Source organism: Actinomadura sp. 21ATH (genome assembly GCF_041951345.1).
Taxonomy (GTDB): Bacteria; Actinomycetota; Actinomycetes; order Streptosporangiales; family Streptosporangiaceae; genus Spirillospora.
The window spans coordinates 489,599-509,773 of record NZ_JBGNUR010000003.1; the positions used below are offsets into that span (position 1 = coordinate 489,599).

The following is a 20,175-nucleotide window of genomic DNA, read 5'->3' on the forward strand; positions in this document are numbered from 1 at the left end:
GGCGTGTCTGCGCTTCCGCATCGCGGTCGCGGCGAGACACGCCACGAGTCAACGTCCTGGGCGGTCCGGTGGGGCGGCGGTGCTCAGGAAGATGTCCAGGGACTGGTCCGCGGTCAGGCCGGGGTCGGGGTCCGGGGCAGGGTCCGGCTGCACCAGGTAGCCGCCTATCCAGGCGCGGAGCATCAGCCTCGCGCGGAGGCGGGCGTCGGCCGGGGGGAAGCCCAGCCCGTCCAGGCAGGCGGTGATGTGACCGAGCAGCGCCCGGTCCGCGTGCCGCACCGCCTCCGCCGCGGCCGCGTCGTGCTGCGCCCACAGCCGCATCGCGCGGTCGACCGGCGCGACGTCCCGGCCGAGCGCCTGGATGCGGCGCAGCCGCTCGCGCGGGTCGCCGGTGCTGCCGAGCGCGAGCGCCAGCATCTCGTCGGTACGCTCGTGCGCCCACCGGTCCAGCAGCGCCGCCATCAGCTCGGGCCGGTCCTTGAAATGCCAGTAGAAGCTGCCCTTGGTGACACCCAGCCGGGCCGCCAGCGCGTTGATGCCCACGCCGCGCTCGCCGGCCCGGGCCAGCTCCTGGTACGCCGCCTCGATCCAGTCGCGCCGGCTGACCTTCGCACGCGCCGCCTTCGCCCCCGCCGACCTCGCCCCCGCCGACTTCGTATCGGCCGCCATCGCGCTCCTCTCACGTTCCTTCAGACCAGGGTCATCGGATCGGGGTCGATCCCCATCTCGATCCTGCCGTAGAGGGCGTACGTCGCGTCCGGGTCGAACACCACATGTGAGGAGATCGTGTTCACGTCGCGCTGCGCCCGCTGGAACGGCGACGCGCTGAACTGCGCGCTCGCGCCGGCCGCGGAGCACAGCTCGTTCACCACCGCGCGGGCCGTCCCGGCGACGTGCGCCGCGACCAGCCGCGCCCTGGCCCGCTCGCGGATCCCGTAGCCCTCGCCCGTCTCGTACGCCGCGGTCAGGTCGCGGACCGCGCCGTCCAGCAGCAGCCGGGCGGCGGCCAGCTCGGCGGTCGCCCTGGCCAGCCTGATCTGGCCGCTCATGAGGTCGCGCTGCTTGACACCGCTGTAGGCCATCACCCGGCTCCGCATCCGTTCGGCGAAGCGGGCGAGCACCCCTTCGGCCACGCCCAGCACGGGCGCGGCCCCGGTCAGCGCGAACACCGGCACCAGCGGGATCCGGTAGAGGGAGCCCGCGTTCACCTCCGCCCCCGGCGAGCGGCCCTCGCTGAGGTCGGCCAGCGGCACCGACCGGTGCGCGGGCACGAACGCGTCCGGCACCTCGATGTCGTTGCTGCCGGTGCCGCGCATGCCGCTGGTGTGCCAGACGTCGTGCACGGTCACGTCCGCGCGCGGCAGCAGGAACAGCCGCGGCTCGATCCCGCCGTCCACGGTCACCAGGGCCATCACCATCACGTGGTCGGCGTGCATCACGCCGCTCCCCCACGACCAGCGCCCGGCGACGCGGTGACCGCCGTCCACCGGCTCGGCCGTGCCGCTCGGCGCCAGCGTGCAGGGGATCAGCCCGTACGGGCGGTCCTTCCACACCTCGCGCTGCGCCTCCTCCGGGAAGAGGGCGAGGATCCAGTTGTGCAGCGTGTAGATGACCGACAGCCAGCCGGTCGAGGCGCAGCCCGTGCCGATCTCGCGGCATGCCGCGACCATCGGCTCCAGCCCGAGCCCGGCGCCGCCGAAGCGCTCCGGGACGAGCATGCCGAACAGCCCGGCGTCCGCCAGGTCGGCGATGGTCGCGTCGGGCAGCCGGCGTGCCTCCTCGGCCGCGGCGGCCCGCTCCGCCAGGACGGGGGCCAGCTCTCGCGCGCGGCGGACGATCTCGTCTCCGTACTCCATAGTACGGAGACCGTACCCACAAGTATGGAACGTGTCCACGGGCCCGCGGCGGCGGATTGTCGGCCCCAGCCGCTACCGTCGTCGAATCGGACCGGAGAACGAGGAGACGGTAGCCACCATGACCCCCGCACTGATCGGACGGGACCACCCCGCCGCGGTGCTGGGCGCCGCGGTCGATCGGACGCTCACCAGCCACGGCGGCCTGGTGCTGGTCGTCGGCGAGGCCGGGATCGGCAAGACGTCCCTCGTCACCGCGGCCGCGCGGCGGGCCCGCGAGCAGGGCGCCCTGGTCCTCGGCGGCGCCTGCTGGGACCAGGCCGCCGCCCCCGGCTACTGGCCCTGGACGCAGGTGATCCGCGCCCTCCGCCGCGCCGTCCCCCCTGAGGAATGGGCGGCTCTCCAGGCCACGTCCGGCGAGGAACTGGCCGCCCTCCTGAGCGAGTCCCCCGCCCCCGGCAGCGGAAGCGGAGGCACGGAAGGCGCGGGCGCGGACGCCGGCGGCGGAGACGGAGGCGGGGCGGCCGCCGGCGCGGGCACGAACGCCGACGGCCCCGGCCCGGGCGGCGGGGGGACGGGGGAGTTCCGGCTGCACGACGCCGTGACCACCGCGCTGGTGACGGCGTCGCAGCGGGTGCCGGTGGTCGTCGTGCTCGACGACCTGCACTGGGCCGACGCCGCGTCCGTGCGGCTGCTGGAGTTCGCGGCGCGGCACACCTGGTTCGAGCGGCTGCTGCTGATCGGCACCTACCGCGACGCCGAGGTCGAGCCCGCCGACCATCCGCTGCGGCCCACGCTCGCCGCGCTGGCGGCCAAGGCCACCACCGTGCCGCTGGCCGGGCTCGGCCCCGACGAGGCGGGGCTGCTGATGCGCCGCACGGTCGGCCGCGAGCCCGACCCCGAGCTGGTCGCCGAGGTGCACCGGCGGACCGGCGGCAACCCGTTCTTCGTCGAGCAGACCGCCCGGCTCTGGCACGGCGGCGGCACGGTCACCGCGATCGCGCCGGGCGTCCGCGACGCCGTGCGGCGCCGGCTGTCCCTGCTGGCGCCGCCGGTCGCGGAGCTGCTGACCTCGGCGGCCGTGCTCGGCCGGCGGTTCCACCGGCGGGTGCTCGCGGCCACCGCCGGCGTCCCGGTGCCGCACGTCGACCGGCTGCTCGACCAGGCCGTGGCCGCCCGGCTGGTGACCGCGCTGGGCGGCGGCCGGTTCGCGTTCGCCCACGACCTGGTCAGGGAGACGCTGTACGCCGAGCTCGGCGACGACGAGGCCCGCGCGGCGCACGCCGCGGTGGTGCGGGCCCTCGACCGCTCGCCCGCGCTCGCCGAGCGGATGCTGCCCGCCGAGTCGGCCCGGCACGCCGACCTCGCCGGCGACCTGATCGACCCGATGCGCGCGGTCGCGCTGTTCAAGGCCGCCGCGTCGCACGCCTCGTTCCGGCTGTCGATGGACGAGGCGGCCGGACACCTGCGCCGCGCCCTGGAGCGCGTCCCGCCCGACCGGATCCGCGACCGCGTCCTGCTCGCGGTCGAGCTCGGCGGCACGCTCACCCACAGCGGCGATTCCGACGTCGTCCGGGACGCCTTCGGCCTCGCCGCCGACCTGGCCGGCGAGTCCGGCGACCCCGAGCTGCTCGCCCGGGTCGCGCTGGCCGCGTACCGCCACCAGCGTTCCGACGACCGCGGCGGCGCCCTGCTGGAAGAGGCGTACCGGCGGCTCGTGTCCGACGGGCCGCCGCCGCCCCGCGTGCACATGGCCCAGGAGCTGGCGGCACTGATCGCCGGCACGGCCAGGGCCGACGGCGACGACGAGGCGCTGTCGTTCGGGCTCTGGGCCCGCCACGACTCCCTGCTCGGCCTGGGCACCGCCGTCGAGCGCGAGGCGCTGACGACCGAGCTGGCCGACCTCGCCCGCCGCTCCGGCGACCGCACCACGGCCGGCTTCGCCACCTCGTTCCGCTGGGTGGCGCTGCTGGAGCAGGGCGATCCGCGCTATCTGGACGCCTACCACGAGTTCCTCGGCATGGGCGAGGGCGAGGAGTCCACGCTCTGGAGCATGTCGGCCATGGTCGACCAGAGCATCATCAACACCCTGCGGGGCGACTTCGCCACGGCCGACGCCCAGCTCGGCACCGTCCTCGCCGGCGACGGCGCCGCGCACGAGTTCGGCTACATGGCCGTCCACCTGCGGTGGGCGCTGGAGACGCTGCGGGGCAGGTTCGAGGAGGCGGCCGCCTTCCAGGACACCGCCCACGCCGAGGAGCACCCCCACGCCGCGCTGCTGGAGGGCATCGTCGCCGTGGAGAGCGGCGACACCGCCGCCGCGCTCGGGCACCTGGCGGCCGCCCCGGAGCGGTACCCGCGGGTGGTCGAGCCGCTGTGGCTGCGCTTCCTGGCCCAGGCCGCCGCCGCGTCCGGCGACCCGGCCCGCTGCGAGCGCGCCCGCGCCGCGCTCCTGCCGTACCGCGGGCTGTGGGCGGTCGCCCTGTACGGCTGCGACGTCAGCGGCCCGATCGATCTGTGGCTGGGCGTCGTCGACGCCGCCCAGGAGCGCTGGGACTCGGCCGTCGACCATCTGACCCGCGCGTACCGGTCCGCCGACCGGCTGCGGGCCCGCCCCTGGTCGGTGTGGGCCCGGACGGCCCTCGGCGAGGCGCTCGCGGGCCGCGGCGACCTCGACACCGCGCGCGCCCTGCTCGCCCGCACGGCCACCGAGGCCGAGGACCTGGACATGCCGCACATCGCCGCCCGCGCCCGCCGCGCCCTCGACGGCCTGGGCGAGCCCGGCGGGCCGCCCGGGGCGCCCGGGGCGCCGCGCGAGGACGTCTTCCGCTTCGACGGCGAGGTCTGGACGCTCGCGTACGCCGGCCGCACGATCCACATGCCCGACGCCAAGGGCCTGCGCGACCTGCGCGAGCTCCTCGCCAATCCCGGCGCCCCGATCCCGGCCACCGCCCTCCTGACCCCCGACGGCGCCCTCGCGGCGGCCGCGGGCCGGCTGGGCAGCGACCCGGTGCTCGACGAGGAGGCCAAGGCCCGCTACAAGGAGCGGCTGCGCCTCCTCGACGAGGAGATCGACCGTGCCGAGGCCGCCGGCGACGACGGCCGCGCCGCCCGGTACGACCGCGAGCGCGCCGCCCTCCTGGACGAGCTGCGCGCCGCCGCCGGGCTCGCCGGCCGCGACCGCCGCCTGGGCGACGAGGCCGAGCGCGCCCGCAAGACCGTCACAGCCCGCATCCGCGACACCCTCCGCAAGCTCGACGACCGGCACCCCGACCTGGCCGGCCATCTCCGCGCCACCGTCTCGACCGGCACCACCTGCGTCTACACGCCGGAGGACCCCGCCCAGTCCTGGCACCTCTGAGCGGGCCCCGCCGGGCGGCCGTTCACTTCGCGTACCAGGTGATGGCGACCCCGTTGGGGAACGTCCTGCGGTCGGCGGCGGTGAACGGCGTGGGCCGGAACGCGCCGTCGAAGAGCGGAACGCCGGCGCCGGCGACCACCGGATAACTCTTGACGATCATCTCGTCGATCTCGGGCAGCAGGGACGCGGCCAGCCCGCCGCCACCGCAGAGCCAGATGTCCGGCCCGTCCTCGCTCTTCAGCTCGCGGACGAGGGCGAGGGGTTCGCGGGCGAGCCGCACGGCCGGGTCGGGGCTCTCCTCCAGGGACGTCGACACGACGTACTGGCGCAGGTGCGCGTACGGGCTCGGCACCCCCTGGTCGAGCACCATCCGGTAGGTGCGCAGCCCCATCACGACGGTGTCGAAGCGCTTGTTCGGGACGCCGTCGAGGCCGGCCATGCCGCGCATCCGCGTCGGGACGGTCTCGGGGTACAGGCCGTTGACCCACCCCATGTACGAGGCGGCCTCCTCGCCGTCGCCGACGGGGTAGAAGTCGACCTCGTCGCCCGGACCGGCGATGCGCCCGTCCAGGGAAGAACCGATGTAGTACACGAGCTTGCGCATCTGACAACTCCACTTGAAGTACTATGTTTGAAGTGGTGTGAACGTACTACTACATCTGGAGTGGTGTCAATGCGCAGGAACGCGGAGCGGCGGGCGGCGCTCGTCGACGCCGCCGTGGAGGTGCTGGCCGAGCAGGGCGCGCGGGGGCTGACGTTCCGGGCGGTGGACGCCGCGGCGAAGGTGCCGCCGGGAACGGCGTCCAACTACTTCGCCAACCGCGACGACCTGCTCACCCAGGCGGGGGCGCGGGTGTACGAGCGGCTGCGGCCGGACGAGGAGACCGTCGCGCGCCATCTGGCGGGACCGCAGGACGTGGCGAAGTTCGCGGCGGTGATGCGGGAGACCGTGCGCCGGGTGGCCGGTTTCCGTACGGGCTACCTCGCGCTGCTGGAGCTGCGGCTGGAGGCGACCCGGCGGCCGGAGCTGCGGGCCGTGCTGACCGGGAGCGTCCGCGCGGACGTCGACGCCAACGTGGCCCACCACCGCGCGTCCGGGCTGCCCGGCGACGAGACGTCGGTACGGCTGCTGCACATGGCGCTGAACTGGCTGATCGTCGAACGCCTCACCCTGCCGGAGGTGTACTCCGAGGAGGAGGCCGACGAGCTGGTGGCGCGGGCCGTGGCGCGCCTGGTGGGCTGAGCGCCCCGCCCGGGACACGCTCCGTCCGGAACGCGTCCCGCCCGGGACACGCGGCGGCCGGGCCGCTCCCGGAGGCGCGGCCCGGCCGTCGGGCGGGGGGCGGGCTACTTGCGGTTGTAGAGCCACATGGTCAGGGAGCCGAAGACGACGATGAACGCGGCCGCCCAGGACGTGACCCAGATCAGTTCGGTGCCGGCCGCGGTGCCCTGCATCAGGGCGCGGACGGCGGCGACCAGGTGGGTGATGGGGTTGACGTCCACGAACACCTGGAGCCAGCCGGGCATGGTCTCCGGGCGGACGAGGATGTTGCTCAGGAAGGTCAGCGGGAACAGCACCATCATGCTGGCGCCCATGACGGCCTTCTCCGAGCGCATCAGCAGGCCGAACATCGTCCAGACCCAGGAGAAGGCGAACGAGAACGCCACCAGCACGGCGATGCCGGCCAGCACGCCCGCCGGGCCGCCGTCCGGGCGGAAGCCCAGGATCAGGCCGAGGACGAGGATGACGATCGAGGCCGCCGCGTAGCGGAACATGTCGCCGAGCAGGTAGCCGACCATGGGGGCCGGGCGCCACATCGGCAGGCTCCGGAAGCGGTCGAAGACGCCCTTCTCGATGTCGGTGTTGACCGAGACGCCGGTGTACATGGTGGTCATCACGACGCTCATCACCATGATGCCCGGCAGCAGGAACTGCAGGTAGTCGGTCACCGAGCCGGCCAGCGCGCCGCCGAACAGGTACGTGAACATCAGCGTCATGATCACGGGGAAGACCGTGACGTCGAACAGCTGCTCCGGCACGTGCTTGATCTTGAGCATCGCGCGCCAGCCGAACGTCATCGACGCCGAGAACGCGCTCGGACGCTTCGGACGTTCGGTACGGGCCAGCACCGCGCCGATCACCTCGGCCGAGGGCACGTAGGTGCTGGGCGCCTCCTGCGTGGTGGTGGTCATGCCGCCACCTCCTTGTCGTCCTCGTGGTCGTCGGCCGGGTGGCCGGTCAGGGTCAGGAACACCTCGTCCAGGCTGGGCTGGCCGAGGGAGAAGTCGTCGACGGTGATGCCGGCCGCGGCCAGCTCGGCCAGGGCGCGGGACGCCTGCTCGGCGGCGCCGCGCTCGGTGCTCTCGGCCGTGAGGCGGGCGGTCAGCGCGACCGGGTCGGCCTCCATCTCGACGGGCGCGTCGAGGGTGCGGACGAGCAGCTCGCGGGCCTCGGTGCGGCGGTCCGCGTCGCGCAGCCGCAGGTGCACCGAGCCGGCTCCGACGGACGACTTCAGCTCGCCCGGGGTGCCCTCGGCGATCACCTTGCCGTGGTCGATGACCGCGATCCGGCCCGCGAGCCGGTCGGCCTCCTCCAGGTACTGCGTGGTGAGCAGGACCGTGGTGCCCTGCGCGACCACGACCCGGACGATCTCCCAGACCTGGTTGCGGCTGCGCGGGTCGAGCCCGGTGGTGGGCTCGTCCAGGAACAGCAGGTCGGGGGTGTTGAGGATGCTGGCCGCGATGTCGATGCGGCGCCGCATCCCGCCGGAGTAGTTCTTGACCTGGCGGGCGGCCGCGTCGGTCAGCCCGAACGCCTCCAGCAGCCGGGCCGCGCGCTCGCGGGCCGCCTGCTTGCCGTAGCCGATCAGCCGGGCGAGCAGGACGAGGTTCTCGGTGCCGGTGAGGTCCTCGTCCACCGACGCGTACTGGCCGGTCAGGCTGACCCGGGTGCGGACGGCGTCCGGCTCGCGGCGCACGTCGTGCCCGAAGACGCGGGCCTCGCCGGCGTCCGCGCGCAGCAGGGTGGACAGCACCCGAACCGCGGTGGTCTTGCCCGCGCCGTTGGGCCCGAGGACCCCGTAGACCGTGCCGCGCGGCACGGTGAGGTCGAGCCCGTCCAGGGCCCGGGTCTCGCCGAACGTCTTGACGACGCCCGATGTCTCGATGGCCGGTTCTTCGCTCATGTCGCAGTCCTTTCAGGGAGGTTCAGGAGGGTCGCGTTTCAGGAGACGTAGGGGCGGGCCGCCCTGGCCTCGCGCGTGGCCAGCGCCCACCAGGTCAGCTGGTCGAGCATCGCCTCGGCCGCGCGCGCCGGGCCGTCCCCGCCGGTGCCGCCGGCGAGCAGGTCGAGGTTGACCCGGCCCCGCACCGGCACCATGTGCAGCTCGGTGGAGATCGTCCGTAGATGCTCGATGGCGTAGAGGCCCTCGGATCCGTGCCCGTACGCCACGAATCCGACCGGCTTGGCCTGCCACTCGTCGTAGGCGTAGTCGATCGCCTGCTTGAGGGACGCCGGGAAACTGTGGTTGTACTCGGGGGTGACGATCACGAACGCGTCGGCCCGGTCGACCCGTTCCGTGAACGCGGCCACGCCGGGCGTGACCTCGCACTCGTAGCGGGCCGGGAGGTCGAACCCGGCCAGGTCGAGCACGTCCACGTCCAGGCCGTCGCGGCCGCGCGCCAGGCCGAGGAACCAGCGCGCGACGTCCTCGCCCGCGCGGCCCTCCCGGGTGCTGCCGATGATCACCGCTACCCGTACCGGCCCGCTCATCGTCCACCTCCGCGTCCTTTATCCCTAAGGCGCGAGATCCACCGCTAGATGCGATCTAGCGGCGAACGCCGGAAGGCCGGACCCGGTCTCGCGGGGTCCGGCCTTCCGGCGGATCTGGACGGTCAGCGCTTCGCGGCGCCGCTCCAGAACCGGTACGAGTGGTCCTTGACGAAGCCGGCGCGCTTCCAGGGGCCGCGGTCCAGGGACTGGACGTGCCAGCCGGCCTGGCCGCGCCGGTCGCTCAGCCGGGGCCAGGCGGCCTCGCCGCCGCCGCTGGGGTCGCCGGTGGCGGCGAAGCGGACCCAGGCGCCGATCATCCGGTCGCCGAGCGCGGCCTGCTCGGGGGTCAGCCTGTCGAACAGCGCGAGGTCGAACATGTACGGCAGCTCGGCCATGTGCTGGGACGCGGCCGGGAAGCTCGGCCGCGGGTAGCCCGCGTACCAGGGGGTGTCCCGCTCGGCGAACTCGAACATCCGGGTCGGGGTCCAGCGCGACAGCGCACGGGCGGTGTCCAGGGTCGGCGCCGACCAGATCGCGTCGGTCTTGACCTTCGCCAGCGACGCCCCGGCCGAGGCCCCGAGCGGGTAGCGCCTGAGCACCGCGCCGGCCTTGGCGGGGAACTGCGCCCTGATGGCCGGCGCGTACTCGTCGGCGGCCAGCGGCTTCCCGGTCCGCAGCTCCTGGCCGAGGACCATGCCGTTCTCCTCGTCGTGGTTGACGCCGATCAGCACCGGGACCCGGTTGATCCGGCCCGTGCGGAACGCCTCCTCGACCGGCAGCGGCAGCGACCGGGTACCGCTGACCGGGCGCGGCTCCCGCTCGGTCCCGTACTCCTCCAGCAGCCTGGCGATGTCGGCCGCGCGCAGGCAGGCGGCCACGTCCGCGGCGTCCTCGCAGCCCACCTCGCGGATCACCGTCTCGCTGTCGTCGATCGCCTCGGCCCTCGTGCGGGAGGCGGTGCCCGGCGTCGCGCACGGCGCGCTCTGCACGATCGCCCGCTGGAACAGGCCCGCGGACGCCGGCGAGGCCAGGTGCCCGCAGACGCTGAAGCCGCCGCCCGACTCGCCCATGATCGTCACGTTGCGGGCGTCGCCGCCGAACGCCCCGATGTTCCGGCGCACCCAGCGGAGCGCGGCGCGCTGGTCGTCCAGCGCCAGGGCGCCCGACTCCTTCAGCGCCGGGTGGGTCAGGAAGCCGGTGACGCCCAGCCGGTAGTTCAGCGACACCACGACCGCGCCGCCCGCCGCCAGCCGGTCGGCCCCGTACAGGTCGCCCATCCCGTACATCATGCTGCCGCCGTGGACGAACACGATCACCGGCAGCTTCCCGCGCCGCCCGCTGGGCGCGGTCACGTTGACGTTGAGGCAGTCCTCGTCGGTGCTGGCCTTGCCGATCGGGTAGCCGGCGGGCTGGGCGCACACCTTGCCGGGCCCGGTGGCGTCCCGTACGCCCTTCCACGCGGGCGCCGGTCGCGGCGCGGCGAAGCGGGCGGCCGTGGCGTACGGGATGCCCTGGAACGTCCGCACCTCCGGGCCCGCCTTCCCGCGCACCGCGCCCTGGGCGGTGACCACGACCGCTGGGTCCGGCTCGGGCGCGGCCTGGGCGGCGGCCGCCGGTACGAGCGTTCCGAGCAGCGCGAGCCCGAGGCCCAGCGGCGCGATCTTCTTCATGTCCCACTCCTCGTCGATCGGGCGATGGCAGGACCGTAGCCGTGATTTGGGCGATCGCGCAAGACGATCGCGCAAGACGGTCGCCTAAGGCGTTCGCGCCAGGCTCTTGGTAGGGTGCCGCGCATGGGGAACCGCGAGGACCTGCTCGACGGCGCCAAGAGGTGCCTGCGCGAGAAGGGCTACGACCGCACGAGCGTCCGCGACATCGCCACCGCCGCCGGGGTGAGCATGGCCGCGATCGGCTACCACTACGGGTCGCGGGAGGCGCTGCTCAGCCAGGCGCTGTTCGCCCTCCTGGACGAGTGGGGCGACGGCCTCGGCCGGGCGCTGGCGCCCGGCGCGGACGACGACGCCGCGCGCGGCTTCGCGCGCATGTGGGAGGGCCTGGTCGAGCAGTTCCGGGAGCATCCGGACCTCTGGCTGGCCTCGTTCGAGCTGTTCATGCAGGCGCAGCGGCAGCCGGAACTGCGCGAGCATCTCGCGGGCGGCGTCGAGCAGGGGTGGCGGGGCATGGCCGCGATACTGGAGAGCGTCCCGGAGGACGCGGTCTCCGACCGCTCCGCCCGCACCCTCGGGATGGTCCAGACCGCGCTGATGACGGGTGTGATGGTCCAGTCCCTCAGCGCGGCCCCGGGCCGGGCGCCCACCGCGGCCGAGGTGCTCGACGGGCTGCGCGCGCTGACGAAGATCGTCGACCCCGGGTAGCCGGCCGGCGCGGGCCGGGACCTACCTCAGGATCCGGCCGGCCCCCCGGATGCGGCCTCCGGATCCGGACGGCGGTCTAGCGGGCGTCCGGCTCGGCGGGCTCGGGTCCGGCGGCCGACTCGCGGGCGTGGATGCGGCGCAGGCGGTCGAGCTCGCGGCGGTCGCGCTTGGTCGGGCGGCCCGCGCCGCGCTCGCGGCGCGCCACCGGCATCAGCGCCTCGCGCGGCGGGGGCGGCGGGCTCTTGTCGATCAGGCACTCGGCGGCGGCGGGCGCCCCGACCCGCTTGCGGACGATCTTCTGCACGACGACGATCCGCTCCCGGCCGTCGAGCCGTACCCGCACCTCGTCGCCGGGCCGCACCGTCGCGGCGGGCTTCACCCGGACGTCGTTCACCCGGACGTGGCCGCCGCGGCAGGCGTCGGTCGCCATCGAACGCGTCTTGACCAGCCGCACGGACCAGATCCACAGATCGACCCGTACCGATTCACCCTCACCAGCCATGCCCCGACTCTATGGCGTCCGCGCACGGCCCGCGGGCCGGCCCGGTCCCGCCACCCGGCGGGGCGGCCGCAGGAGTCCGGCGCCTTCTGGTGAGGAATCCGCAGGTCAGGGTAGGGGCCAGCGGGTGGGCCGCGGACGGCCCGCCGAACGCGGAACGGAACGTACGCACACGGGGGATGACGATGTCCGAGCACCCGATCCAGGGCGAGCACCGGTACCAGCAGAACGTGACCTCGCCGGACGAGCACGAGGAGCGGCCCGGCCGCAGCCTGGTGACCACCGACCACGACGTGATCCGGCGGTGGGCGGAGGAGCGGGAGGCGACCCCGGCGACCGTGCCGGGCAGCGACTACGGCGGCCGGCCGGGACGGCTGCTGTTCGACTTCCCGGGGTACGGCGGCGAGGACCTCGTCCACATCGACTGGGACGACTGGTTCCGCACGTTCGACGAGCGCAAGCTGAACTTCCTCTACCAGGAGCACAGGAAGGACGGCGCGCAGAGCAACTTCTTCAAGCTGGAGAACCCGGCCAGGAACGGCGACTAGCCGGCGCGGAGCCGCGTCGACTCGTGGCGTGTCCGCCCTTCGCCCGCCTGCCGGAGGGGGAACACGCCACGAGTCGACCTCTCGGGCGGCCGGTCAGCCGGTGGCGAGGGCCTGCGGGGCGGTCACCTTGATGCGGGTGCGGAGCCATTTCGCCCGCGTCTCGGCCCGCTCGTGGCACGCGTCGGTGGTGTCGAGGAGCTCCCGGTCGCGGGCGGCCTGCGCCGCCTGCCCGAGGATCACCCACGCGATCTCCGCCTCCTGCGCGGCGAGGTAGAGGTCGCGCAGGTCGCGGAGCAGCAGCACGCCCTCGTCCTCGGAGCGGCCGGCCAGCCGGGCGGTCGCGCGCCGGAACGCGTCCAGCAGGCCGGGCGGGCCGGCCGTGTCGGCCGTGTCGCGCTCGGCGGCGCCGTAGCGGCCGGCGAACGGGGCGAGGCGCTCGACGTGCTCGCCGCACTGCTCGGCCAGGGTGAGGCCGAGGTGGTACACGTCGTGCTCGGCCGCGTGCCGCTCGGCGAGCCGCCGCAGCTCCGCGGCCAGGTGCGCCTCGGTGTCCTGGACCTCGCCGATGGCCCTGTCCAGCTTCATGCCCGGCCCTCCCGTACGGTCTCGGTCACGCCGCCGCCGCCCGCGGTCGGCGGCCCGGCGGCGCCGTCGAGCGGCACGGCCGGCCCGACCGGTTCGGAGGCCGTGGTGGTCGGGGCGGGCGCCGGCACGCCGCCGCCGTCGGCCAGCCGCTCGACGCACACGGCGGCGGTCTTGAAGACGGGCTGCTTGGAGACCGGGTCCCAGTCGGTGACCGTCAGCTCGTTCGCGGCCCGCGCCGGGCCGTCGCCGTCCCCGGCGTCCCAGTAGCCGTAGTGGAACGGGACGAAGACGACGCCGTCCCGGACGCCGCTCACCCGCGCCCGGCCCTCCAGCCGCCCGCGCGGTGACCGCACCCGGACGAGATCGCCCTCGGCGACGCCGAGCCGGGCGGCGTCGGCGGGCGAGATCTCCACCCACACCTCGGGGGCGGCGCCGTCGAGCTGGCGGGCCCGCCCGGTCTTCGTGCGGGTGTGCCAGTGGTACGCGGTGCGCCCGGTGGCCAGCAGGAACGGGTACTCCTCGCTCGCCGGCTCGTGCGGCGGCGTGTAGTGCGCCGCCTTGAGCACAGCGCGTCCCGCCGGGCCCATCGCCGCGTGGTCCTTGGCCTCGAACGTCGCGCCGGTGAGCAGGTCGTGGCCGTAGTCCTCGCAGTACGCGGTGTCGGTGTTGAACCGGTGGTCGGTGTAGAGCCGCTCGGTGCCGCCGGGCGCCTCGTCCGTGCAGGGCCACTGGACGCCGCTCCCGCCGCGGAGCTTCTCGTAGGACAGGCCCGAGTAGTCGCAGGGCCGCCCCCGCGTCATCTCCTTGAACGCGTCGAAGCACTCCTCCGGGGTCCGCCACTTCACCAGCGGCGCGCCGTCCCTGTCGGTGAGGCCGAGCCGCCGCGCGTAGTCCAGGAAGATCTCCATGTCGGCCCGCGCCTCGCCCGGCGGCTCCACGGCCCGCTCGGACAGGTGCACGGTCCGGTCGTGGTTGGTGAACGTGCCGGTCTTCTCGCCCCAGATCGCGGCCGGCAGGACGACGTCCGCGAACTCCGCCGTCTCGGTCGGGAACGCGTCGTTCACGACCACGAAGAGCCGCTCCTGCTCCAGGATCGCGCGGATCCGGCGCAGTTCGGGCAGGGAGACGGCGGGGTTCGTCCCGACGATCCACAGGAAGCGGATCGAGCCCTGCTCCGCGTACCGGAACATCTGCATGACGTGCGTCGGCGGCGCCCATGTCGGGATCTGGAGGTCGTCGACGTTCCAGTGCCGCGCGAGTTCCCGGACGTGCTGCGGGTTCTGCCAGTTGCGCATCCCGGCCAGGTCGCCGTTGGCGCCGGTCTCGCGGGTGTTCTGGGCGGTGGGCTGGCCGTTCATCTGGAAGACCGTGGCGCCGGGCTTGCCGATCATCCCGCGCAGCAGGTTGACGTTGTTGACCTGGCAGGCGGACGCGGTCGCCTGGTGCGACTGGTAGACGCCCTGGAGGCAGGTCGACACGAGGCGCTCGGCGGCGCCGATGACGCGCGCCGCCTCGCGGATGTCGTCGGCGGGCACGCCGCAGATGCCGGCGACGCGTTCGGGCGGGTACTGCGAGACGGTCTCTTCGAGCTTCTCGAAACCGATCGTGTGCGCGTCCACGAACGCGCGGTCGATCCGGCCTTCGGCGATCAGCTCGTGCTGGATGCCGTTCAGCAGCGCGAGGTTCGTGCCGCTGCGGATCGGCAGGTGGACGTCCGCCTCCCGGGCGACCTTGGTACGGCGCGGATCGACGACCACCAGCCGCGGCCGGTCCGGGCCGCGCAGCCGGTCGAGGATCCGCGCCCACAGGACGGTGTGCGTCTCGGCGATGTTGTGCCCGATCGCGAAGATCGTGTCGCAGGAGTCGAAGTCGGTCAGCGAGCCGGGATCGCCGTCGGTGCCGAACGTCTCCTTCAGCGCGAAGTCGGCGGTGGCGGTGCAGAGCCGGGTGTTGCCGTCCAGGTGGGGCGTCCCGATCCCGGCCCGGACGATCACCGCGAGCGTGTAGTAGTCCTCCAGGAACAGCTGGCCGGAGTCGTAGAAGCCCATCCCGAGCCGGCCCTGCTCCGCCATCACCGCGCGGGAGCGTTCCACGATCAGGTCCATGGCCTCGTCCCAGCTCGCCGGGCGCAGCTCCCCGTCCCGCCGGACGAGCGGGCGGGTCAGCCGGTCGGGCGAGCCGTTCCCCTGCCAGCCGAACAGCCCCTTGGGGCCGAGGCGGCCCTGGTTGACGCGGTCGGCGGCGCGGCCCCGGACGCCGACGATCCGGCCGTCCCGGACGCCGATGTCCATGCCGCAGCCGTTGGAGCACAGCACGCAGGCCGACTGGACCCAGTCCACCTCGTTCTCGGGCACCCCCGGGTCGAGGTAGCGGTCGACGCGGACGGGCCATGGCGAGCCCGCCGCGTGCGGGGTCCGCGTTCCCCAGATGTCGGCGACACGGTCGGTCATGTCCGCCCCTTCCCAGGCTCCCTCGCGTGCGTGCACGGCCGTGGACACCGCGTTCCCGGTGACGTAACCCCCAAACGAGGCATGATCGACACGTCGATCACGGTCGGGGATCGCGCCGTTCCGCTGCGTGATGGAGCGATCTCTGCGCAGGATGGGGGCATGAGCTTCCCGTTGACGCACGGGTACGACCACATCAACGTCGTCGCCGAGCTCGACCCCGTCGCGGCCGTCCGCGACCGCGAGCTGGGCGACCGGATGCGCGACTTCTCCAAGCTGTTCCCCGCCGGCTCCCCCGACTTCGGGCTGGCGGTGCAGACCGGCGCGGGGTGGCGCATCGACTGCGCGGGCGACCTGGATCCCTCGGCCGCCCGCTACACCCTGGGCCACCGGCTGCGGGCCCGCGCGCAGGAGGATCCCGCCAACGCCCGCGCCATGCTGGCGGCGGCCGGCCGGCTGGACCCGGAGGAGGGCGAGCAGCTCGCCAAGGACGAGTGGGAGATCGGCGACCGCCGCTACCGGGTGATCCGCATCGAGAAGTTCACGCTGATCGGGAACGGCCTGATGGAGCCGCCCCGGTCGACCGACGCGCCCCACGGCCGCCGGGACGTCCTGGACGGCCTCGCCCTCGACCCGCTCGCCCCGGCGGGCCTGTGGGAGGCGCAGCTGCGGCTCAACCTGGCCGAGCACCTGCCGATCCCCGGCACCGTCCCGGACATCGTCCGCACCGAGGCGATGCACGCGGTCCGCACCCACCCCGGGGTGGTGCTGCTGCCGCCCACGTTCACCGTGGTGGAGGTGGAGGACGGCCGCTGGGAGCCGCTGACCGGCGGCGACGACCCGCTCCAGGCGCGCGACCGGCTGGCGGGCTACTTCACCGGGCTGCTCCCCCGGCTCCGCGAGTTCCACGGCGACCCGGCCGCGCCCGCCGAGATCGCCGAGTGGGAGGCGGCGGCCGGGGAGATCCGGGCGTCGGCGGGGCCCGTGTTCACGACGCTGGGCCGGACGTTCCGGACCGTCCGGGTGTCGCGGATGCTGCGGCTGGGGCGGGACGGCCCGGAGGCGCCCCGCCCGTCCGACCAGGAGCGGTACGGGCCGGCCGGCACGTCCGGGTGACGGCTCAGCGCGGCGGGATCGCGTGGTTGGCGTGGAACGTGACGTCGCCGTCGTACCGGGCCCTGATCTCGGTGAGCCGCCGGTAGGCCGCGGGCTCGTACCCGGAGCGCACCTGGTCCTCGTCCAGCGGCCCGAACGCGAAGTTCAGCGACCGGCCGAGCGACGCGTCCTCGAACGGCGCGAGCGCCTCGCGGTGCAGGTCGCGGACCGTCCGCTCCTCGCCCGGCTCGACCGGTGAGAGCACCGACACCGAGTACGCGGCGTCCCGGTGGCCGACGGCGTTCGGGATCCGCGGCGCGCGGGCGAGCGCGCCGCCGAGATGGCGCAGCCCGACCACGCACATCACCGGGGCGGCCGGGCCCGCCGCCTTCGCCAGCCCCGCGAGCGCCGCCGGGGACAGGTCGCTCACCAGGCGGTTGTCCGACCGGTACGCGTGCGGCCGGTCGGGCTCCTCGAACGCCTCGCCGGCCTCCGCGAGCGGCCGGGGGCGCAGCGAGTCGTGCGTCAGCGGCCCGAGCGCGCGCAGCGGCTCCGCCAGCCGCGCCCCGTCCTCGGGCGTGCCGACGTGGAAGATCTGGAGCTGGGCGACGTGCCGGCCCCGCAGCGGCTCCGGCACCATCGGCAGGTCCGGGTACACCAGCATGGCCACGCCCGAGGTGGTCTCCTCCGGTACGGTCCGCGTCCAGCGGCGCCAGCCGTCCAGGACGTCCGGGACCCGCTCGACGTCGAAGGCGAGGACGCCGGCGTAGACGTCCTCGACCGGGAACAGGCCGATCTCGACGCCGGTGACGGCGCCGAAGTTCCCGCCGCCGCCGCGCAGCGCCCAGAACAGGTCCGGGTCGCTGTCCGCGGTCACCTGGCGCAGCCTCCCGTCGGCCGTGACGATCTCGACGCGGCGCACGTGGTCGGCGGCGAACCCGTACCGGCGGGCGAGCAGCCCCACGCCGCCGCCCAGCGTGTACGACACCGCGCCGACGCCGGGCGCGCTGCCCGCCAGCGGCGCCAGGCCGTGCGGGGCGGTCGCCGCGATGACCTGCTCCCAGCTGGCGCCGGCCTCGATCCACGCCGTGCGCGCCGCGGCGTCCACTCGCACGCCGGACATCCGCCCGGTGGTGATGAGCACGCCGCCGTCCAGCGGCCCGGCCAGCCCGTGCCCGCTCGCCTGCACGGCGACCCTGAGCCCGTGCCCGGCGGCGTACGCGACCGCGGCGCGCACGTCCTCGGCGCTCGTCGCGCCCACGATCACCGCCGCGCGGTGCGGCGCCAGGAGCTGGTAGCCGGTCCTCTCCTCGTCGTATCCGCCGTCCTCCGGCCGGAAGACGGGTCCGTTCACGGGAAGCGCGTTGATCTGCTCGTTCATGGGATCGACGCTAGAAGCCCTTCCGGACATAGCCTGTCCGCAAGCGTGGCAATCTGGAGCGTGTGAGCGACCGCACTCCCCGGGACATGCCGGGACGCATGCTGCGCCTGCTGTCCCTGCTCCAGAGCCGGCGCGAATGGTCCGGCGCCGAACTCGCCGAGCGCCTCGGCGTCACCGACCGCACCGTGCGCCGCGACGTCGAGCGGCTGCGCGCCCTGGACTACCCGGTCGAGGGCGTCACCGGCACCGCCGGCGGCTACCGGCTGGTGTCCGGCCGCGACCTGCCGCCCCTCCTGCTGGACGACGACGAGGCCGTCGCCGTCGCGCTCGGCCTCGCGACCGCCGCCGGCAGCGTCCCGGGCATCGGGGAGATCGCGATGCGGGCGCTGGCGAAGCTCGAACGCGTCCTGCCCGCCCGGCTGCGCCCCCGGCTGGCGTCGTTCGGCGGCGTCACCGCGGCCGTCCCCCACCCCAAGGCCCCGCACGTCGACCCCGGCGTGCTCGCCGTCCTCGCCTCCTGCTCCCGCGACCACGAGGTCCTGTCGTTCGACCACCGCGCCCGCTCGGGCACGGCCACCGCGCGCCGCGTCGAGCCGTACGCGCTGGTGACGCTGAACGCCCACTGGTACCTGCTCGCGTACGACCCGGACCGGGCCGGGTGGCGGACGTTCCGCGTGGACCGCATCGCGCGTCCCGTCCGCACGCACCGCCGTTTCGCGCCGCGCGAGCTGCCCGGCCCGGACGCGGCCGCGTACCTGACCCGCTCGTTCGCGACCGCCTCGTACCGCTACACGGCCCGGATGACGGTGCGCCTGACCCCGGACGAGATCCGCTCGCGGCTCTTCGCGACGCCGCCCGGCACGATCGAGCCGGCCGGGCCCGGCGCGTCCGCCGTCCGGCTCACGGCCGACTCGGCGGAGCTGGTCGTCCAGTACGTCGCCGCGCTCGCCTCCCTGGGCGCCGGGTTCACCCTGGACGCCCCGGAGGAGATCACCGGCCGGGTACGGAGGCTGGGCCGCGCGCTGGCCCCCTGAAGATCTTGCCGGCCCAGCCGAGCGCCAGCACTCCCGCCGTCGCGGCGGCCACCGCGCAGCCCGCGCCGGCCGCCGCCGCGCGCGCCCCGGCGGCCTCGACCACCGGCCCGGCGGCCAGCACCGCGACCGGCGTGAGCGCGGCGGCGCCCAGGACGTTCCAGCTGTTGACCCGCGCGAGCACGTGCGGCGGGAAGGCGGCCTGCACCGACGTCGTCCACAGCACCCCGTAGATCGTCTGGCACGCTCCCGGCACCACCATCAGCGCCGCCAGCACCGCCCACGAGGCGCCCGTTCCCGCCAGCAGCATCGGCCCGGCCGCCGCCACCGGCAGCACGGCCAGCACCGCCAGGGCGTTCCGCGGCCGCCACCACACCGCCACCAGCCCGCCGAGCAGCGCCCCCGACGCCTCGGCCGCCGTCACCAGCCCCCACGCCCCGGCGCCGCCGTGCCCCCGTTCCATGTAGACGGGGCCGATGACCCCGGCGAACGCGCCGGCCGCCACGGCGACCGCCGTGAACTGCGCCGTGAGCGCCCACACCCACGGGTACGCGGTGAACTCGCGCCACCCGCCGCGCAGTTCGGCGAGCGGGCCGGCGCGCTCCGCCGCCCGCGCCGGCGTCCGCAGCCGGGCCAGCAGCGCCGCGCCCGCGACGGCCGTCCCCGCCTTCACCGCGGCGCCCCACCCCGGCCCGGCCGCCGCCACCACGAGTCCCGCCGTGGCGAGCCCGGCCAGCAGCCCGGCGGCGACCATCTGCCCGACCAGCGCGTTCGCGGCCTGCCGGTCCCGCTCCTCCACCAGGTCGGCGACGATCCCGCGCTCCGCGGGGAGCAGCACCGCGCGCGCCAGCCCGGCGCCCAGCGCGAGCGCGCAGACCGCCGCCAGCGGCGCCCGGCCGAGGAGGCACAGGGCGAGGCCCGCCCACGCGGCCGCCGCCGCCAGCTCCGCGGCGGCCATCACCCGGTGCCGCCGGAACCGGTCCCCGGCGACCCCGCCCGCGGGCACCAGCAGCATCGGCAGCGCCTTGCACGCGACCACGGCCGACAGCCCGCCCGGCCCGTGCCCGAGCTGCAGGACCCCGAAGCCGAGCGCCAGCTGCCCGTACCCGTCGCCCGCGTTCCCCACCAGCCGGGCCGCGAGCAGCGGAGCGACCGAACGATCCCTGATCAGCGCGAACGACACCGCATGAACACTAATCGCTCATAAGCCATCACGCAGAGGTACGGG

The 20,175-nt window shown here is 75.0% G+C and carries 18 protein-coding genes; 6 read left to right on the plus strand and 12 right to left on the minus strand.

Going from position 1 to position 20,175, the window contains the following annotated elements; translation table 11 throughout:
- Positions 1-48: 48 nt before the first annotated feature.
- Together ACA361_RS14490 and ACA361_RS14495 are read right to left on the minus strand one after the other, a co-directional pair.
- A complete protein-coding gene (locus ACA361_RS14490; protein WP_375012451.1) occupies positions 49-669 on the minus strand; it encodes a TetR/AcrR family transcriptional regulator in 621 nt (206 codons plus the stop codon).
- Between the two features lie 20 nt (positions 670-689).
- Entirely contained in the window at positions 690-1,856 is a 1,167-nt protein-coding gene (locus ACA361_RS14495) for an acyl-CoA dehydrogenase family protein (protein ID WP_375012452.1), read from the minus strand.
- 118 nt (positions 1,857-1,974) lie between these two features.
- Between ACA361_RS14495 and ACA361_RS14500 the strand changes: the two genes are divergently transcribed.
- Positions 1,975-5,214 (plus strand): AAA family ATPase, encoded by a 3,240-nt coding sequence (locus ACA361_RS14500; RefSeq protein ID WP_375012453.1) that lies wholly within the window; start codon positions 1,975-1,977, stop codon positions 5,212-5,214.
- Between the two features lie 22 nt (positions 5,215-5,236).
- On the opposite strand, the gene ACA361_RS14505 is transcribed toward ACA361_RS14500, so the two are convergent.
- Positions 5,237-5,818, minus strand: coding sequence for a dihydrofolate reductase family protein (locus ACA361_RS14505; RefSeq protein WP_375012454.1), 582 nt, complete (start codon positions 5,816-5,818; stop codon positions 5,237-5,239).
- A gap of 69 nt (positions 5,819-5,887) precedes the next feature.
- Here ACA361_RS14505 and ACA361_RS14510 point away from each other — a divergent pair, with 69 nt between their 5' ends.
- Positions 5,888-6,457 (plus strand): TetR/AcrR family transcriptional regulator, encoded by a 570-nt coding sequence (locus tag ACA361_RS14510; protein WP_375012455.1) that lies wholly within the window; start codon positions 5,888-5,890, stop codon positions 6,455-6,457.
- A gap of 104 nt (positions 6,458-6,561) precedes the next feature.
- On the opposite strand, the gene ACA361_RS14515 is transcribed toward ACA361_RS14510, so the two are convergent.
- The 4 genes from ACA361_RS14515 to ACA361_RS14530 all read right to left on the minus strand — a co-directional run bounded on the left by ACA361_RS14515 (position 6,562) and on the right by ACA361_RS14530 (position 10,656).
- Positions 6,562-7,407 carry an ABC transporter permease gene (locus tag ACA361_RS14515; RefSeq protein WP_375012456.1) on the minus strand — a complete coding sequence of 282 codons (846 nt, stop codon included), beginning with the start codon at positions 7,405-7,407 and terminating at the stop codon, positions 6,562-6,564.
- Positions 7,404-8,399 carry an ATP-binding cassette domain-containing protein gene (locus tag ACA361_RS14520; RefSeq protein ID WP_375012457.1) on the minus strand — a complete coding sequence of 332 codons (996 nt, stop codon included), beginning with the start codon at positions 8,397-8,399 and terminating at the stop codon, positions 7,404-7,406. The genes ACA361_RS14515 and ACA361_RS14520 overlap by 4 nt, the downstream gene beginning before the upstream one ends.
- Before the next feature lie 38 nt (positions 8,400-8,437).
- Positions 8,438-8,986, minus strand: coding sequence for an NADPH-dependent FMN reductase (locus ACA361_RS14525; protein WP_375012458.1), 549 nt, complete (start codon positions 8,984-8,986; stop codon positions 8,438-8,440).
- Positions 8,987-9,108: 122 nt separating this feature from the next.
- A complete protein-coding gene (locus ACA361_RS14530; RefSeq protein ID WP_375012459.1) occupies positions 9,109-10,656 on the minus strand; it encodes a carboxylesterase/lipase family protein in 1,548 nt (515 codons plus the stop codon).
- 123 nt (positions 10,657-10,779) lie between these two features.
- Here ACA361_RS14530 and ACA361_RS14535 point away from each other — a divergent pair, with 123 nt between their 5' ends.
- On the plus strand, positions 10,780-11,361 hold the full coding sequence (locus ACA361_RS14535; RefSeq protein WP_375012460.1) for a TetR/AcrR family transcriptional regulator: 582 nt from the start codon (positions 10,780-10,782) through the stop codon (positions 11,359-11,361).
- 76 nt (positions 11,362-11,437) lie between these two features.
- On the opposite strand, the gene ACA361_RS14540 is transcribed toward ACA361_RS14535, so the two are convergent.
- Complete coding sequence (locus ACA361_RS14540) at positions 11,438-11,863, minus strand: RNA-binding S4 domain-containing protein (RefSeq protein ID WP_375012461.1); 426 nt, start codon at positions 11,861-11,863, stop codon at positions 11,438-11,440.
- Between the two features lie 182 nt (positions 11,864-12,045).
- Between ACA361_RS14540 and ACA361_RS14545 the strand changes: the two genes are divergently transcribed.
- Positions 12,046-12,408 (plus strand): hypothetical protein, encoded by a 363-nt coding sequence (locus tag ACA361_RS14545; RefSeq protein ID WP_375012462.1) that lies wholly within the window; start codon positions 12,046-12,048, stop codon positions 12,406-12,408.
- Positions 12,409-12,501: 93 nt separating this feature from the next.
- Here the strand turns inward: ACA361_RS14545 and ACA361_RS14550 are convergent, their stop codons facing one another.
- Positions 12,502-12,993: a hypothetical protein gene (locus ACA361_RS14550; protein WP_375012464.1), complete on the minus strand. Its 492-nt coding sequence runs from the start codon at positions 12,991-12,993 to the stop codon at positions 12,502-12,504.
- A complete protein-coding gene (locus ACA361_RS14555) occupies positions 12,990-15,443 on the minus strand; it encodes a molybdopterin oxidoreductase family protein (protein ID WP_375012465.1) in 2,454 nt (817 codons plus the stop codon). Before ACA361_RS14555 ends, ACA361_RS14550 begins: the two co-directional genes overlap by 4 nt.
- A gap of 159 nt (positions 15,444-15,602) precedes the next feature.
- On the opposite strand from ACA361_RS14555, the gene ACA361_RS14560 reads away from it, so the two are divergent.
- The gene (locus ACA361_RS14560) at positions 15,603-16,556 is read left to right on the plus strand and encodes a DUF5954 family protein (RefSeq protein ID WP_375012466.1); all 954 of its coding nucleotides are present in this window, start codon (positions 15,603-15,605) and stop codon (positions 16,554-16,556) included.
- 4 nt (positions 16,557-16,560) lie between these two features.
- Here ACA361_RS14560 and ACA361_RS14565 read toward each other — a convergent pair whose 3' ends face one another.
- Positions 16,561-17,916, minus strand: coding sequence for an FAD-binding oxidoreductase (locus ACA361_RS14565; protein WP_375012467.1), 1,356 nt, complete (start codon positions 17,914-17,916; stop codon positions 16,561-16,563).
- Between the two features lie 86 nt (positions 17,917-18,002).
- Here ACA361_RS14565 and ACA361_RS14570 point away from each other — a divergent pair, with 86 nt between their 5' ends.
- Positions 18,003-18,950 carry a helix-turn-helix transcriptional regulator gene (locus ACA361_RS14570; protein ID WP_375012495.1) on the plus strand — a complete coding sequence of 316 codons (948 nt, stop codon included), beginning with the start codon at positions 18,003-18,005 and terminating at the stop codon, positions 18,948-18,950.
- On the opposite strand, the gene ACA361_RS14575 is transcribed toward ACA361_RS14570, so the two are convergent.
- Positions 18,907-20,130: an MFS transporter gene (locus ACA361_RS14575; protein ID WP_375012468.1), complete on the minus strand. Its 1,224-nt coding sequence runs from the start codon at positions 20,128-20,130 to the stop codon at positions 18,907-18,909. The two genes, ACA361_RS14570 and ACA361_RS14575, sit on opposite strands and share 44 nt — an antisense overlap.
- Positions 20,131-20,175: the final 45 nt, after the last annotated feature.